Origin of the sequence: Pseudonocardia sp. Ae505_Ps2 (genome assembly GCF_001932425.1) — a bacterium.
Taxonomy (GTDB): Bacteria; Actinomycetota; Actinomycetes; order Mycobacteriales; family Pseudonocardiaceae; genus Pseudonocardia.
Genome location: NZ_MCIP01000001.1, coordinates 3,091,579 through 3,106,265, shown reverse-complemented (window position 1 = coordinate 3,106,265; position 14,687 = coordinate 3,091,579). Strand labels below are relative to the sequence as shown.

Below are 14,687 nucleotides of genomic sequence, written 5' to 3'. Positions count from 1 at the left end.
CCCACCCCTGTCATCACCGTGAATCCCGGGAGCCATCGTGTCCACGACCTGGACCCCCGCACCGGCCGACGCCGGTGCACCATCCGCCACGCCGTCGTCACCCGTCGTCGCACCCGTCGCCCGCCGGACCCGGCGCCGCCCCGACCTGCGCCGCTGGATCTCCCCGGTCGCCCTGATCGTCGCGTGGCAGCTCGCGTCGTCGACCGGGCTGCTCGCCGAGGACGAGCTCGCCTCGCCCCTGCGGGTGGTGACCGCCGCCGTCGACCTCACCCGCAGCGGGGAGCTGCCCGAGGGGCTGCTGGTCTCGCTCGCCCGGGTCACGACCGGGCTGGTCCTCGGCCTGGTCGTCGGGGTCGGGCTCGGCGTGGTCTCGGGGCTCTCGCGCTGGGGCGGGCTGCTCGTGGACCCGCCGGTGCAGATGCTGCGCACGCTGCCGCACCTCGGCCTGGTGCCGCTGTTCATCCTGTGGTTCGGCATCGGGGAGCTGCCGAAGGTGCTGCTCGTCGCGCTCGGCGTGCTGTTCCCGATGTACCTCAACGTGCACTCCGGGGTCCGCGGGGTGGACCCGAAGCTGATCGAGGCGACGTCGGTGTCCGGGTTCACCCGCGCCGAGCAGCTGCGCCACGTGGTGCTGCCCGGCGCGATGCCCTCCACCCTCACCGGCCTGCGCCTGGCACTGGGGATCGCCTGGCTGTCGATCATCGTCGCGGAGACGACGTCGGCCGACGCCGGACTCGGCTACATGATCATGAACGCCCGCGAGTTCCTGCGCACCGACGTGATCGTCGTGGGCCTGGCGGTGTACGCGCTGCTCGGCCTGGGCACCGACGCCCTGGTGCGCCGGCTGGAACGCCGTGTCCTGGCCTGGCGCCCGGCCGGACCGGCGGGGCCGACCGATGAGCGCCCGCGTGCACGACCTGGTCCGCGAGTTCGACGGCCGCCGGGTCCTCGACCGGCTGGACCTCACCATCGGCGACGGCGAGTTCGTCGCCCTGCTCGGCCGGTCCGGCTCGGGCAAGTCGACGCTGCTGCGGCTGCTCGCCGGCCTCGACGACGCCTCCGACGCCGGGGTGTCGGGCACCGTCGAGGTCCCCGGCTCGGTCGCGGTGGCCTTCCAGGAGCCGCGGCTGCTGCCGTGGCGCACGGTCCGCGACAACGTCGCCCTCGGCCTGCACCGCGACCTGGGCGGCGACACCCCCGCCGGGGTCGCCGACGCCGCGCTCGCCGAGGTCGGGCTGACCGCACGGGCCGACGCCTGGCCGCTGACCCTGTCCGGCGGCGAGGCCCAGCGGGCGTCGCTGGCCCGGGCCCTGGTCCGCGAGCCGGACCTGCTGCTGCTCGACGAGCCGTTCGGCGCGCTGGACGCGCTGACCCGCATCACCATGCACCGGCTCGTCCTCGACCTGTGGCACCGGCACCGCCCCGGCGTGCTGCTCGTGACCCACGACGTCGACGAGGCGCTGCTGCTCGCCGACCGGGTGCTGGTGCTGACCGACGGCCGCATCGGCGACGAGCACCGCCCCGGCGACCGCCCGCGCGACCCCGAGCGGCTCGCCGCGCTGCGCCGCACCGTGCTCGACGAGCTGGGGGTCGCCGCCGATGCCGCGTGAGCGTCCCCGTCGCACCCCGGATGCGGTCGTCGCGACCCGTGCGGCGGGTGCGACGACCGCCGCGCGGGTGCGCCGGCGGGTCACCGTGCTGGCCGTCGCGGTCGCGGCGCTGGTGCTCGCCGGGTGCTCCTCGGTCCCGGTGTCCCGGCCCCCGGTGCAGCCGCCGGTCGACCCGGCCGCGCTGGCCGGGGTGACCCTCGTCGTCGGGGACCAGAAGGGCGGCTCCCGGTCACTGCTGCGGGCCGCCGACCTCCTCGACGACCTGCCCTACCGGATCGAGTGGCGCACCTTCACCGCCGGTCCCCCGCTGATCGAGGCGGCCCGGGCCGGCGCGATCGACGTCGGCGGCACCGGCAACACCCCGACGATCTTCGCCGCCGCGGCGCGCGCCCGGGTGCAGGTCGTGTCGGCCAACCGCGGCAACGTCACCAGCGACGCGATCCTCGTGCGCCGCGACTCGCCGATCCGCACCGTCGCCGACCTGCGCGGGGCGCGGATCGCCGTCGGGAAGGGCACGTCGGCGCACGGGCAGGTGCTGTCCACGCTGCGGGCCGCCGGGATGACCCTCGACGACGTCGACCTGACCTTCCTCGCCCCCGCCGACGCCTACGGCGCGTTCCGCCAGGGCGACGTCGACGCCTGGGCCGTCTGGGACCCCTACACCTCCCAGGCCGAGCTCGACGACGGCGCCCGGATCGTCGCCGACGGCACCGGCAACGCGAACGGCTACGGCTTCCAGGTCGCGTCCAACGCCACCCTCGCCGACCCGGCCCGCAGCGCCGCACTGGCCGACTACCTGGCCCGGGTCGCGGCCGCCCAGGTCTACTCCGACTCCCACCGCGAGCAGCGGGCCCGGGTGTGGAGCGAGGAGACGACCATCCCGCTGCCGATCACCCGGCGGGCCGTCGCGCGCGGCCCGGACCTGCCGGTCCCGCTCGACGACACCGTCGTCGCCTCCCAGCAGGCGCTGGCCGACGCGTTCTCCGAGGCCGGGGTGATCCCCGGCCGGGCGGACGTCGGCGCGTTCGTCGACCGCCGCTACGAGGCCACCACGCTGGCCGCGGCCCGGGACGGCATCCCGGGCACCCCCACCGACCGACGGACGGGAGCACGATGAGCATCGTCCCGCACTGGTTCCTGCCCACCTCCGGCGACGGCCGCACCATCGTCGCCCGCCGGCACGCCGACCGCGGCGAGGCCGGCTCGACGGCCCGCGAGGCGAGCATCGACTACCTCGCCCAGATCGCCAGGGCCGCCGAGGCCCAGGGCTTCCACGGCGTCCTCACCCCGACCGGGACCTTCTGCGAGGACGCCTGGCTGACCACCGCGGCGCTGCTGCGCGAGACCCGCACGCTGCGCTACCTCGTCGCGTTCCGGCCCGGTGTGCTCTCCCCGACCCTCGCCGCCCAGATGGCCGCCACCTACCAGCGCGTCTCCGGCGGCAGGCTGATGCTCAACATCGTCACCGGCGGGGACGCCGTCGAGCAGCGCCGCTTCGGCGACCACGCCTCCCACGACGAGCGCTACGCCCGCACCGACGAGTTCCTCACCGTGCTGCGCGGCGCCTGGTCGCCCGAGCCGTTCGACTTCACCGGCGCCCACTACGACGTCGACGGCGCCACCACCCTCGCCCCGCCGGATCCGCTGCCCCCGGTCTACTTCGGAGGCTCCTCCGACGCCGCGCTGCCGGTCGCCGCCCGGCACGCCGACGTCTACCTGACCTGGGGCGAGCCACCCGCTGCCGTCGCCGAGAAGATCGGGCGGGTCCGCAAGCTCGCCGACGACCTGGGCCGCAGCCCCCGCTTCGGCATCCGGCTGCACGTGATCACCCGCGACACCGCCGACGAGGCGTGGGCCGAGGCCGCCCGGCTGCTCGACGCGCTCGACCCGGCCGAGATCGAGCGCGCCCAGGCGACCCTGCGGGCCAGCCAGTCGGTCGGACAGCAACGGATGCTCGCGCTGCACGGCGGCTCGGCCGACGCGCTGACGATCGCGCCGAACCTCTGGGCCGGGGTGGGTCTGGTCCGGGGCGGTGCGGGGACCGCGCTGGTCGGGTCGCACACCGAGGTGGCCGACCGGATCGCCGAGTACCACGAGCTGGGGATCGACGAGTTCGTGCTGTCGGGCTACCCGCACCTGGAGGAGGCCTACCGCGTCGGCGAGGGTGTACTGCCCGAGCTGCGCCGGCGGGGCCTGCTCGCCGAGCCGCCCCGCTGAGCGACCGGCCCCGGGTCAGCGGAGCCAGTCGGCCAGGTCCCAGCCGGTGCGCTCCGCGACCCGCGGCACGTCGTCGGCGAACAGGGCCAGGGCTGCGGCACGCTCCTCGGCGGTGGGGCCGCCGGTGCGGCCGTGCACGTCCGGGCGCACGTGGTGGCGGGGCACCCCGGTGACCACCCCCGTCGCGACGCCGAGGAAGGCGCACACCCGGTCCGCCGTACCGGCCGGGTCGTCGCGCAGATCCCGGTAGCGCAGCAGCAGCACCTGCTCCCGGGGGAACAGCGTGTCCAGGTGCGCGAGCTGCTCCCCGTAGCGGCCCTGGGCGGCGTAGTGCCAGAAGTGCGCCCAGCCGGCGTCGATGCGGCGCTGCTCGTCGCGCAGCGCCGTCAGGAAATCGGCCTCCGGTTCCAGGCCCGCGCCGCGCAGGTGCGCCCAGTTCGAGTGGGCCCGCTCCACCGGGTCGCGCAGCACCGCGACCAGCCGGGCGCGGGGCAGCAGCCGGGCGATCCGGTCCTGCGCGACGGTGTCGTAGAGGTAGAACACCGTCGACTCGCCGCAGCGCGCACCGGGCGGGGCGGCGTCGAACAGCGCCTCGTAGTCGGCATGCCGCCACACGTGCTCACCCCAGGTCGGGACGTCGCCGGGGCCGCCGCCGGAGGTGGGCGGCGGACCGTCGGTGAGGAAGAACTTCGGTTCCTTCGGCTCGGACAGGAACAGCTCCGGATGGCCGGCCAGCGCACGGTGCAGCGCGGAGGTGCCGCACTTCGGCGCGCCGAGCAGCAGGAAGTCGGGCAGCCGACCCACTCAGACCGTCCCGGCGACGGGCACCGGCGCACCGAGCAGCTCGGTGCGCAGCTCGTGCGCCCCGTCGGCGCGGGTGACCTCGTAGAACAGCCGCCAGCCGCCACCGGGGGCGGCCACCACCGACAGGTAGCGCAGTCCGCCCGCCCCGTGCGGGGAGGCGGCGACCGGGCCGTCGCCGTCCGCGGTGAACTCACCCGGCGCACCGGTGCCGCCGAGGGCCAGCCCGGTGCGCTCCTCCCAGTTCTCCGCCGCGGTGGCGCGCCCGTCGTAGGTCGCGGCCCAGCGGCCGTCGACCCGGAACACCGCGGAGATCCGGACGCCGCGGGCGTCCCAGCGGTCCGGACGCGGGCGCAGCGCGGTGCCCGCGTGGCTCCAGGCCAGCCCGTCGGGCGAGGTGTAGTGCTCGGTGGTCATCCGGTCCTCGTGGCCGGGCAGCTCGAGCGGGTGCACCGAGGCCCACAGGTGCCAGGTGCCGCCCTCGCGCACGACCACCGGGTCCTTCACCGCGTGCCGGTCGTCACCGGGCAGCACGGTGCGCCGGGGCGCGGTGGGCAGCTCCTCGACGGTGCCGGCCTCCAGCACGTCGACCCACCAGTGCTTGGAGTCCGGTGTGGCGCAGGAGACGTAGAGCCGCCACCGGCCCTGCTCGGTGCGCACCAGCGCGGGCCGTTCGAGCGACTCGGAGCCGAAGCGGTCCTTGGTGACCTCGGCGACCGGGGTGACGGCGACGCCGTCGGCCGACCGCGCCAGCACCACCGCGAGGCCGCGGCCCTCGCCGAGCGGGGCCCGCAGCCGGTAGGCGAGCACGTAGCCCCCGTCGCCGTCAGGGACGGCCGACGGGGCGCCCGCCCAGTGCCCGGCGCCGTCCCCGGGCGGTGCGACGGCGACGGCGGCGCCGTCCAGACGTGGCAGTGGCAGCGGGGTGCTCATGCGGTCTCCCGGGTCGTGACGTCGCGCGGTCCGGCCAGACCACGGCCGATGAGATGGTCGACCAGCAGCGTCACCGAGTCGGCGACCGGCTGGGTGTGGGCGGGCAGCACCAGGTCCGGCGACGGCGGCACCTCGTACGGGTCGTCGACGCCGGTCAGGCCGCTGATCTCCCCGGCCCGCTGCCGGGCGTAGAGCCCCTTCACGTCGCGCGAGGCGGCCACCTCGACCGGGGTGCTGACGTGCACCTCCAGGTAGGCGGTGCCGTTGGCGGCGTGGGCGCGCCGGACGTCGTCGCGGACGTCGGCGTACGGCGCGATCGCCGAGACCAGCACGAGCACGCCGTTGCGGGCGAGCAGCTCGGCGACCCAGCCGATCCGACGGATGTTGATCGCCCGGTCCTCCCGGCTGTAGCCGCGGGCAGCGGCCAGGTGCGGGCGGACGGCGTCGCCGTCGAGGACCTCGACCCGCAGGCCGCGGGCCCGCAGGACCGGCTCGCAGGCGTGGGCGATGGTCGACTTCCCGGCGCTGGGCAGGCCGGTGAGCCAGACGGTGGCGCCCGGGGCGGGCAGGACGTCCGTGGGGGGCATCGCGCAGGTCTCCGCGGGAGGCGCCCGGCGGCGGAGGCGTTCCGGGGCCGGGTGGCGGGTCGCGCGTCGCGGCGGTGACGGCCGGCCCACGCGGGAGCGGCCGCCCGGGCCACGGACGCGCGAACGGTCCCCCCGATCGTGGCCGCTCCGACCGCTGCGCCGCAACCGCCGGACGGCGGCGCGCCCGGCCACCGTGAGCTTCGTCGCGGCGGTGCGGTCCGGGTGGTTCGTCCGATGTAGGTTCTCCGATCGTGCCGACCGCCCCGCCGCGGCCGGTCGCGCCCACCCGGCGGGACCCGGTCCGGTGGCCCGGTCTCCCCGGTCACGCCCCCGGAGCACCTGCTCCCGCCCGGCGTCACCCCCGCGGGGCGCCGTACCCGGTGCCCGGCACATCCCCCGCTGCACCGCCGCACCGGCACCCGGACGCGACCCGTCCCGGGGCCGGAGCCGAGAGGAAGTCCGATGCGCCTGCCACGCGCACTGTCCCTGCTGGTCCCCGTCGCCGTGCTCGCCGTGCTGGCGGCCGGCTGCTCCGCCCCCGGTGAGTCCTCGTCCGGTGGTGGTGAGAGCGGGTCGCGGACCGTCCGGATCGGCGTCTCCGACGGCGCCGAGCCCTACTGGAAGGTCTTCACCGACAAGGCCGCCGCCCAGGGGATCACCGTCGAGCTGACCAACTTCACCGACTACAACCAGCCGAACCCGGCTCTGGCCCAGGGCCAGCTGGACCTCAACCAGTTCCAGCACCTGCAGTACCTGGCGAACTACAACGTCCAGAACAACGACACGCTGGTACCGGTCGGTGCGACCGCGGTGTACCCGCTGCCGCTGTACTCCACGAAGCACACCGACCTGGCGCAGATCCCGCAGGGCGGGCAGGTCGTCATCCCGAACGACGCGGTGAACCAGGCCCGGGCGCTGACCGTCCTGCAGTCCGCCGGTCTGCTCAGGCTGACCGACGGGGGCACCACCACCTCCACCCCCGCCGACATCGACCGCGCCGCCTCGAAGGTCACCGTCACCCCGGTCGACGCGGCCCAGACCGCGGCGAACCTGGCGAGCGCCGACGCCGCGATCGTCAACAACAACTACGCGCAGTCGGCCAACCTGACCCAGGACCAGGTCCTCTACCAGGAGGACCCGGACTCGGAGAAGGCCAAGCCCTACATCAACCTGTTCGTCGCCCGGGCCGACCAGGCCGACGACCCGGTGTACGCGACGCTGGTCCGGATCTACCACGACCCGGAGGTCCTCGCCGCCGCCCGCCGCGACCTCGGCGACGGCGGTGTGTTCCGCGACAACTCCGCGGAGGACCTTCGCCAGACCCTGGCCGGCATCGAGCAGCAGCTGCGGGCACGCTGATGGCGGAGCCGGTGATCTCGTTCTCGGGCGCGACCCGCACGTTCCCGGCCCGCCGCGGCCCGGGGGTCACCGCCGTCGACGACGTGGACCTCGACATCGCCGAGGGCGGGATCACCGGCGTGATCGGCTGGTCGGGGGCGGGAAAGTCCACGCTCGTCCGGATGATCAACGCACTGGAGCTGCCGACGTCGGGCACCGTCACGGTGCGCGGGCGGGTCACCTCCGAGCTGTCCGAACGGGGCCTGCGCGAGCTGCGCGGCGAGGTCGGGATGATCTTCCAGCAGTTCGCGCTGATGAACTCGCGCACGGTCGCCGGCAACGTCGGCTACCCGCTCGCCGTCGCCGGCCGCTCGCGGGAGGAGCGCCGGGCCCGCGTCGCGGAGCTGCTGGAGTTCGTCGGGCTCGCCGAGCTGGCCGGGCGCTACCCGGCGCGGCTGTCCGGTGGACAGAAGCAGCGGGTCGGCATCGCCAGGGCGCTCGCCACGTCGCCGTCGATCCTGCTCGCCGACGAGGCGACGAGCGCGCTGGACCCGGAGACGACCCGGGAGGTGCTGGCCCTGCTGCGCCGGGTCAACCGCGAGCTGGGCACCACGGTCGTCGTGATCACCCACGAGATGGAGGTCGTCGCCGACGTGTGCGACCGGGTCGTGGTCATGGAGGAGGGCAGGGTCATCGAGGACGGCGAGGTGTACGACGTGTTCGCCGCGCCGTCGCACCCGGCGACGCGCCGCTTCGTGCACGGCGTCCTGCAGGACGTGCCGTCGCCGGAGACGCTCGCCCGGCTGCGCGAGCGCCACCCCGGCCGGCTGGTGACCGTCGGCGTCGGCGGGCCCGGCTCGGCCGCCGCCGACGCCCAGGACGCGATCGCGCGGGTCCCGGCCGCGCACGGGGTCCGCGCGACCGTGGTGCACGGCGGCATCCGCGAGCTGTCCGGTCGCCCCGTCGGCAGCCTCACCCTGGCCCTGACCGGCGACGACGACGCCGTCGACGCCTGTGTCGACGAGCTCTCGCGCATCACCCGGGTCACCCCGGACGCCGTCACCACCCAGGACGAGGAGTCCGCATGAAGGCCGACTGGGAGACCCTGAGCCCGGTGCTGTGGCTGTCGGTGCTCCAGACCGCCTACATGGTGTTCTGGACGATGCTGCTGGCCGGGCTGCTCGGGCTGCTGCTCGGCGTCGCCCTGCACACCACCCGTCCCGGCGGCCTGTACGCGCACCGCGCCGTGTTCGGCGTGCTGAACGTGCTGGTCAACATCGTGCGGCCGATCCCGTTCATCATCTTCATCACCGCCGTGGGCCCGCTGACCCTGCTCGTGATGGGCACGACGATCGGCACCCGCTCGGTGCTGTTCCCCATGGTCGCGATGGCGACGTTCTTCATCGGCCGCATCGTCGAGCAGAACCTGGTGTCGGTGGACCCGGCCGTCGTCGAGGCGGCGCGGGCGATGGGCGCGAGCCGGTTCCGGATCGTGTGGAGCGTGCTCGTGCCCGAGGCGCTGGCACCGCTGGTGCTCGGCTACACGTTCGTGTTCGTCGCGGTCGTCGACATGTCGGCGATGGCCGGTTACGTCGGCGGCGGCGGGCTGGGCGACTTCGCGATCACCTACGGCTACCAGCAGTTCGACTGGCCGGTGACGCTGCTGACGGTGGCGATCATCGTGGTCGTCGTGCAGTGCGCGCAGCTGCTCGGGAACACCCTGGCCCGGAGGGTGTTGCACCGGTAGGAGCCACGTCGGGAGGACACGCATGCCACGCAAGCAGATCCACCTCGCCGCCCACTTCCCGGGCGTCAACAACACCACGGTCTGGAGCGACCCGGCGTCCGGCAGCCACATCGAGTTCGAGTCGTTCGCGCACTTCGCGCGGACGGCCGAACGGGCGAGGTTCGACTTCCTGTTCCTCGCCGAGGGCCTGCGCCTGCGCGAGCACCGCGGCGAGATCTACGACCTCGACGTGATGGGCCGCCCGGACACCTTCACGATCCTGAACGCCCTGGCGGCGGTCACCGACCGGCTCGGCCTCGCCGGCACGATCAACTCCACCTTCACCGAGCCCTACGACGTCGCCCGCCAGTTCGCGTCGCTGGACCACCTGTCCGGCGGCCGGGCCGCCTGGAACGTGGTGACCTCGTGGGACGCGTTCACCGGTGAGAACTTCCGCCGCGGCGGCTTCCTGCCGAAGGAGAAGCGCTACTCCCGGGCGAAGGAGCAGCTGGCCGCGACCGCCGCGATCTGGGACTCGCGCACCGGCGCAGGCGACCGCGGCGAGTTCGCGTACACCTCCGACCAGTTCGACGTGCACGGCCGGTTCTCGCTGCCGCGCAGCCCGCAGGGCCGCCCGGTGATCCTGCAGGCCGGGGATTCCGAGGAGGGGCGCGAGTTCGCCGCCGCGTCGGCCGACGCGATCTTCTCCCGGCACGCCGAGCCCGAGGCCGGACGGGCGTTCCTCGCAGACGTGAAGGGCCGCCTCGCCCGCTACGGCCGGGCCTGGGACGACCTCAAGATCCTGCCCGCCGCGACGTACGTGCTGGGTGACACCGACGCCGAGGCCGCCGAGCGCGCCGAGGTGATCCGCTCCCAGCAGGTCAGCCCGCAGACCGCGATCGTGTTCGCCGAGCAGCTGTGGAACACCGACCTGTCCGACCGCGACCCGGACGGCCCGCTGCCCGAGTTCGACCCGGTCGAGGGCGAGCTGGTGTCGAAGGGGCGCGCCAGCGTGCGCCAGTACCGGGACCCGAAGGCCGTCGCCGACCAGTGGCGCGCCCTCGCCGCGGAGAAGGGCCTCTCGCTGCGGGAGACGGTGATCGAGGTGACCGGGCGGCACACCTTCGTCGGGAGCCCCCGAACGGTCGCCGACGCGATCGACGACGCCGTGCAGTCCGACGCCGCGGACGGCTACGTGCTCGTCCCGCACGTCACCCCGGGCGGGCTCGACGAGTTCGCCGACACGGTCGTGCCGCTGCTGCAGGAGCGCGGGTCGTTCCGCACCGACTACACCGGGACGACGCTGCGCGAGCACCTCGGGCTCCCGGCCGTCCGCTCGACGACCGACCCGACCGAGGCGGCGACGGCGGCTCCGACCGCGGGCTGACGGTGCCGCCGACGGTGCCGTCGTGCTCGACGGCGGCTCCGGCAGTCGACGCGGCCGACGGCGCCGGATCCGATCGGGCCGCGGCGGGCCCGGCGCTCAGGGGCGCTCGTCGTCGCGGCCCTCGGCCTGCTCCCGGGCGACGTTCTCCCGGTGCGCCCGGACCGCGATCCAGGCCATCACCACCGGGATGCCGAGCAGCAGCCCGAACGACAGCAGCCCGGCGATCCAGTCGCCCGGCACGAGGACCAGCACGATCACGGTGATCGCGACGGCCTGCAGGATCCGGTCGGCACGGCCGCCCGCGGCACGCGATGGCCGGTGCGGTGCGGTCAGCTCGGTGTCGAGCCGCGGGTCGGAACGGCGCAGCTCCTGCTCGAGGGCGGAGAGGCGGAGCTCCTCGTCGCGGTCCAGGGGTCGCGCAGACGGGTGCGGATCGGGATCGCCGGTCCCACCGCCGGGCGACGACGGCGGCAGGGGCGGGGGTGTGACGGACATCGTGACCTCCTCGGTGCCACCGACCGGGTTCCCGCTCCCGGCCACAGCCATCCGGGATGTGCTGAAGATGTCACCGATCCTACCGAAACGGACATACTCCCGCCGCTGCACGCGGCAGGCCCCGGCGGCAGGATCGGCCGCATGGAACGCTGGACCGATCTCGTCGAACGCCACGACCCCGCCGGAGTCCTCGACCGGCTCGACGGACGGCCCGCCCACGAGATCGCCGACGCGCTGGCCCGGATGCAACCGGTCGACGCGGGATGGGTGTTCCGGCTGCTCGACAAGGACCGCGCGCTCGACGTGTTCGAGGAGCTCGACCCGGTCGACCAGCAGGAGCTGCTGGCCGGGCTGCGCGACGACGCGGTGACCGCCCTGGTCGAGGACATGGATCCCGACGACCGCGCACGGATGCTCGGCGAGGCCCCGGCGAAGGTCGCGACCCGGGTGCTCGCCGGGCTCTCGGCCTCGGAGCGGGAGATGACCGCGGCGCTGCTGGGCTACCCCGACGGCTCGGTCGGGCGGGTGATGACCCCGGAGACCGTCGCCGTACCGCTGCACAGCAGCGTGACCGAGGCGCTGGCCGTCGTGCGGCGCAAGGGCGCCCGGGCCGAGACCGTCTACACCCTCGCCGTCACCGACGCCGGGCGCCGGGTGATCGGCACCGTCTCGCTGCGCGACCTGGTGCTGGCCCGCCCGGACGACGCCGTCGCCGACCTCGTCGACGACGGCGCCCCACGGGTGCGGGCCACCGACACCGCCGAGGACGCCGCACGGCTGATGGGTGAGGCGAACCTGCTCGACCTGCTGGTCGTCGACTCCGAGGACCGGCTGCTGGGCCTGCTCACCATCGACGACGCCGTCGAGATCCTGGAGCGCGCCGATACCGAGGACACCGCCCGCCAGTCCGGTGCGGCCCCGTGGTCGGGCCACTACATGTACGTGCGGGTCACGAAGCTGGCGCGCACCCGCGCGGTGTGGCTGGCGGTGCTGCTGCTCGCCGCGGTGCTCACGGTCAACGTGCTCCAGATCTTCGAGGACGCCCTGGAGCAGGTCACCGCACTGGCCCTGTTCATCCCGCTGCTCGTGGGCACCGGCGGCAACGCCGGTGCCCAGTCCGCGTCGGCGGCGGTCCGGGCGATCGCCGTCGGGGAGGTGCGGCTGGCCGACCTGCCCGCCGTCGTCTGGCGGGAGCTGCGGGTCGGGCTGCTGCTGGGCACCCTGCTCGGCGCGCTCGGCCTGCTCGTCGCGTCGCTGCTGGTCGGGGTCCAGGTCGCCGTCGTGGTGGCGGTGACCCTGGTGGCGATCTGCGGCTGGGCGGCGACGGTCGGAGCGACGATGCCGCTGCTGGCCCGCCGGGTCGGGATCGACCCGGCGGTGGTGTCCGCTCCCCTGGTCACGACCCTCGTCGACGCGACCGGGCTGCTGATCTACTTCTCGGTCGCCCGGCTGGTGCTGGGGCTCTGACCCGCGCGCACGGTGTCGTCGCCGTGCCCGGTGGCGTCGCCGTGGCCGGTGGCGTCGCCGTGACCGGCGGCGTCGCCGTGACCGGCGGCCCCGCCGTCGTCGGAGCCGGTGCCCCCGGAGCCGGTGCCGGCAGCACCGGAGGGGGCGTCACCGGCCGCGGCGGCGCGGCGGCGCGAGACCACCAGGCTCGCGACGGCGGCGACGGCGATCGTCCCGGTGATGACCAGCAGCGACAGCCAGATCGGCACCTCGGGCACCGGCACCGGCTGCCCGCCGTTGATGAACGGCACGTTGTTCTCGTGCAGCGCGTGCAGGGTGAGCTTGACGCCGATGAACGCGAGGATCACCGAGAGGCCGTGCGCCAGGTAGATCAGGCGCTCCAGCAGGCCGCCGATCAGGAAGTACAGCTGGCGCAGGCCGAGCAGGGCGAAGGCGTTCGCGGTGAACACCAGGAACGGCTCCTGGGTGAGGCCGAAGATCGCCGGGATCGAGTCGAACGCGAACAGCAGGTCGGTCAGCCCGATCGCGACGATGACCAGCGCCATCGGGGTGAGGAGCCGCTTGCCGTCGATGCGGGTGACGAGCTTCGCGCCGTCGTACTCGGTGGAGGTGGGCAGCACCCTGCGGACCAGGCGGATGAGCCTCGAGTCACCGGCGTCGGCCTGCTCGTGGTCGTCGGAGGACAGCGCCTCGCGGATCTGGGACCAGGCGAGCCAGAACAGGATGATCGCGAACAGGTAGAACACCGCGACGAACTGCTCGATGATCACCGCACCGACCGCGATGAACGCACCGCGCATGACGATCGCTATCGCGATGCCGATCAGCAGCACCTTCTGCTGGTGCACCTTCGGCACCGCGAAGCTGGTCATGATCAGCAGGAAGACGAACAGGTTGTCGACCGAGAGGGCCTTCTCGGTCAGCCAGCCGGCCATGTACTCGCCGCCGTACTGCCAGCCCGAGAAGACACCGACACCGACACCGAACAGCAGGGCGATCGCGATGTAGCCGGCCGACCAGATCGCCGACTCGCGCAGCGTGGGCTCGTGCGGGTCACGGGCGTGCCCGACGAAGTCGAACACGAGCATGCCGATGACGACGGCGACCGTCGCCAGCCACACCCAGAGGGGAACGTTCATTGCGGGATCCTCCAGCGCAGATAGGGGCGCTGAAGGTCTCCTCCGCCCGCCGCGGTGACCGCGATGGACCGGCGCCACCGGGACCAGCTCGTCCTGGTTCCGTATTGACGGCGACGCCGTGTTCGGGAGTACTCCCCTTCGACCGGGCAAACGCTAGGGCATGGCTCTGGGTTCCGACAACGGGGGGTACGCGAGCCTCATCACATCTGTCCGTTTCCGCCGTCGAACGCGCGGTCCCCGCCGACGGCCCGGAACCGGCCCCGGAGCCGGCCCGGGGCTCTCAGCCCGCGGCGAGCCGGACGGTCGCGACCTCGCGGGCCGGCTGCACCGGACGGGGGGCGGCGGGCAGCCTGCGGACGGCGGCGCGGGCCGTCGCGGAGGTGGCCGCCCGCGCGGCGGTCGGGCGGGCCGGGAGGGCCCCGGACCCTGCCACGGCCGGACGGGTCACGACGGGCAGCGGCCCGGTGCCCGACACCCGCGGCGCCGGGACGGTCGCGGCGGCGACGTGCGCGGGCCGCACCGGCTCCTCGGGCAGGACCGGCGGCACCGGCGTCGCCGGGCCCACCGCCACGGCGGGCAGCGGCCGGGACGGAGCGGGCTCGTCGCGGAACGGCGTCGGGACCGGCGACGGCCGGGTGTGCCCGCTCCCCCGCTCCAGCCGCTCACAGCGCTCCCGGCCCCGGCCCGCGACCCGTGCGGCCAGCCGCAGCGCGGTGCGCGGCGCCTCCAGGTAGCCGACCAGCGCCCGGTACACCCAGCCCGGCGCGGACAGCGTGCGGCCGCGGGCCAGGTCGTCGAGCGAGCGGCGCACGACGTCGCAGGGGTCGAGCCACAGCGGGCCCTGCGGGTCGTCGTCGGTCCGGATCCGGCCCGCGGCGACCGCGGTCACGGTCACCCCGGTGCCGTGCAGCGACGCCGCGACGGTGTCGCTGAACGCCAGCACCCAGGACTTCGACGCGCCGTAGGCGTTGCCCCCCCCCCCCCCGG

The 14,687-nt window shown here is 74.8% G+C and carries 13 protein-coding genes and 2 pseudogenes; 9 read left to right on the top strand and 6 right to left on the bottom strand.

Translation table 11 applies throughout. The features are described from left to right. Window positions 1-145: 145 nt before the first annotated feature. The 4 genes and pseudogenes from Ae505Ps2_RS14905 to Ae505Ps2_RS14890 form a co-directional block, all read left to right on the top strand. Window positions 146-871 (top strand): annotated as a pseudogene (locus tag Ae505Ps2_RS14905) (ABC transporter permease); the annotation flags it as partial. Between the two features lie 25 nt (window positions 872-896). Continuing rightward, window positions 897-1,610: an ABC transporter ATP-binding protein gene (locus Ae505Ps2_RS14900; RefSeq protein WP_075307428.1), complete on the top strand. Its 714-nt coding sequence runs from the start codon at window positions 897-899 to the stop codon at window positions 1,608-1,610. Next, entirely contained in the window at window positions 1,600-2,727 is a 1,128-nt protein-coding gene (locus Ae505Ps2_RS14895; RefSeq protein WP_020621594.1) for an ABC transporter substrate-binding protein, read from the top strand. The genes Ae505Ps2_RS14900 and Ae505Ps2_RS14895 overlap by 11 nt, the downstream gene beginning before the upstream one ends. Further along, window positions 2,724-3,827 (top strand): LLM class flavin-dependent oxidoreductase, encoded by a 1,104-nt coding sequence (locus tag Ae505Ps2_RS14890; protein ID WP_075307430.1) that lies wholly within the window; start codon window positions 2,724-2,726, stop codon window positions 3,825-3,827. The genes Ae505Ps2_RS14895 and Ae505Ps2_RS14890 overlap by 4 nt, the downstream gene beginning before the upstream one ends. 15 nt (window positions 3,828-3,842) lie before the next feature. Here Ae505Ps2_RS14890 and Ae505Ps2_RS14885 read toward each other — a convergent pair whose 3' ends face one another. The 3 genes from Ae505Ps2_RS14885 to cysC are packed head-to-tail and all read right to left on the bottom strand — an operon-like array spanning window position 3,843 to window position 6,148. Further along, window positions 3,843-4,631 (bottom strand): sulfotransferase, encoded by a 789-nt coding sequence (locus Ae505Ps2_RS14885; RefSeq protein ID WP_233147607.1) that lies wholly within the window; start codon window positions 4,629-4,631, stop codon window positions 3,843-3,845. Then, entirely contained in the window at window positions 4,632-5,561 is a 930-nt protein-coding gene (locus tag Ae505Ps2_RS14880; RefSeq protein ID WP_075307432.1) for a hypothetical protein, read from the bottom strand. It abuts the gene before it with no gap. Next, entirely contained in the window at window positions 5,558-6,148 is a 591-nt protein-coding gene (gene cysC, locus Ae505Ps2_RS14875; RefSeq protein ID WP_020621597.1) for an adenylyl-sulfate kinase, read from the bottom strand. The genes Ae505Ps2_RS14880 and cysC overlap by 4 nt, the downstream gene beginning before the upstream one ends. A gap of 462 nt (window positions 6,149-6,610) precedes the next feature. On the opposite strand from cysC, the gene Ae505Ps2_RS14870 reads away from it, so the two are divergent. The 4 genes from Ae505Ps2_RS14870 to Ae505Ps2_RS14855 are packed head-to-tail and all read left to right on the top strand — an operon-like array spanning window position 6,611 to window position 10,599. After that, window positions 6,611-7,507 (top strand): MetQ/NlpA family ABC transporter substrate-binding protein, encoded by an 897-nt coding sequence (locus Ae505Ps2_RS14870; protein WP_020625323.1) that lies wholly within the window; start codon window positions 6,611-6,613, stop codon window positions 7,505-7,507. After that, window positions 7,507-8,574 carry a methionine ABC transporter ATP-binding protein gene (locus Ae505Ps2_RS14865; RefSeq protein ID WP_075307436.1) on the top strand — a complete coding sequence of 356 codons (1,068 nt, stop codon included), beginning with the start codon at window positions 7,507-7,509 and terminating at the stop codon, window positions 8,572-8,574. Before Ae505Ps2_RS14870 ends, Ae505Ps2_RS14865 begins: the two co-directional genes overlap by 1 nt. Continuing rightward, complete coding sequence (locus Ae505Ps2_RS14860; protein ID WP_075333627.1) at window positions 8,571-9,233, top strand: methionine ABC transporter permease; 663 nt, start codon at window positions 8,571-8,573, stop codon at window positions 9,231-9,233. The genes Ae505Ps2_RS14865 and Ae505Ps2_RS14860 overlap by 4 nt, the downstream gene beginning before the upstream one ends. A 22-nt stretch (window positions 9,234-9,255) precedes the next feature. Continuing rightward, window positions 9,256-10,599 carry an NtaA/DmoA family FMN-dependent monooxygenase gene (locus Ae505Ps2_RS14855; RefSeq protein ID WP_075307440.1) on the top strand — a complete coding sequence of 448 codons (1,344 nt, stop codon included), beginning with the start codon at window positions 9,256-9,258 and terminating at the stop codon, window positions 10,597-10,599. 96 nt (window positions 10,600-10,695) lie between these two features. On the opposite strand, the gene Ae505Ps2_RS14850 is transcribed toward Ae505Ps2_RS14855, so the two are convergent. Continuing rightward, window positions 10,696-11,094, bottom strand: a complete 399-nt coding sequence (locus Ae505Ps2_RS14850) for a DUF3040 domain-containing protein (RefSeq protein WP_158071510.1) — start codon at window positions 11,092-11,094, stop codon at window positions 10,696-10,698. A gap of 141 nt (window positions 11,095-11,235) precedes the next feature. On the opposite strand from Ae505Ps2_RS14850, the gene mgtE reads away from it, so the two are divergent. After that, on the top strand, window positions 11,236-12,561 hold the full coding sequence (gene mgtE, locus Ae505Ps2_RS14845) for a magnesium transporter (RefSeq protein ID WP_075307442.1): 1,326 nt from the start codon (window positions 11,236-11,238) through the stop codon (window positions 12,559-12,561). Here mgtE and Ae505Ps2_RS14840 read toward each other — a convergent pair. Both Ae505Ps2_RS14840 and Ae505Ps2_RS33420 read right to left on the bottom strand, forming a co-directional pair. Then, on the bottom strand, window positions 12,525-13,700 hold the full coding sequence (locus tag Ae505Ps2_RS14840; RefSeq protein WP_075553712.1) for a TerC family protein: 1,176 nt from the start codon (window positions 13,698-13,700) through the stop codon (window positions 12,525-12,527). The two genes, mgtE and Ae505Ps2_RS14840, sit on opposite strands and share 37 nt — an antisense overlap. Before the next feature lie 280 nt (window positions 13,701-13,980). After that, a pseudogene (locus tag Ae505Ps2_RS33420) lies at window positions 13,981-14,687 on the bottom strand (hypothetical protein); the annotation flags it as partial.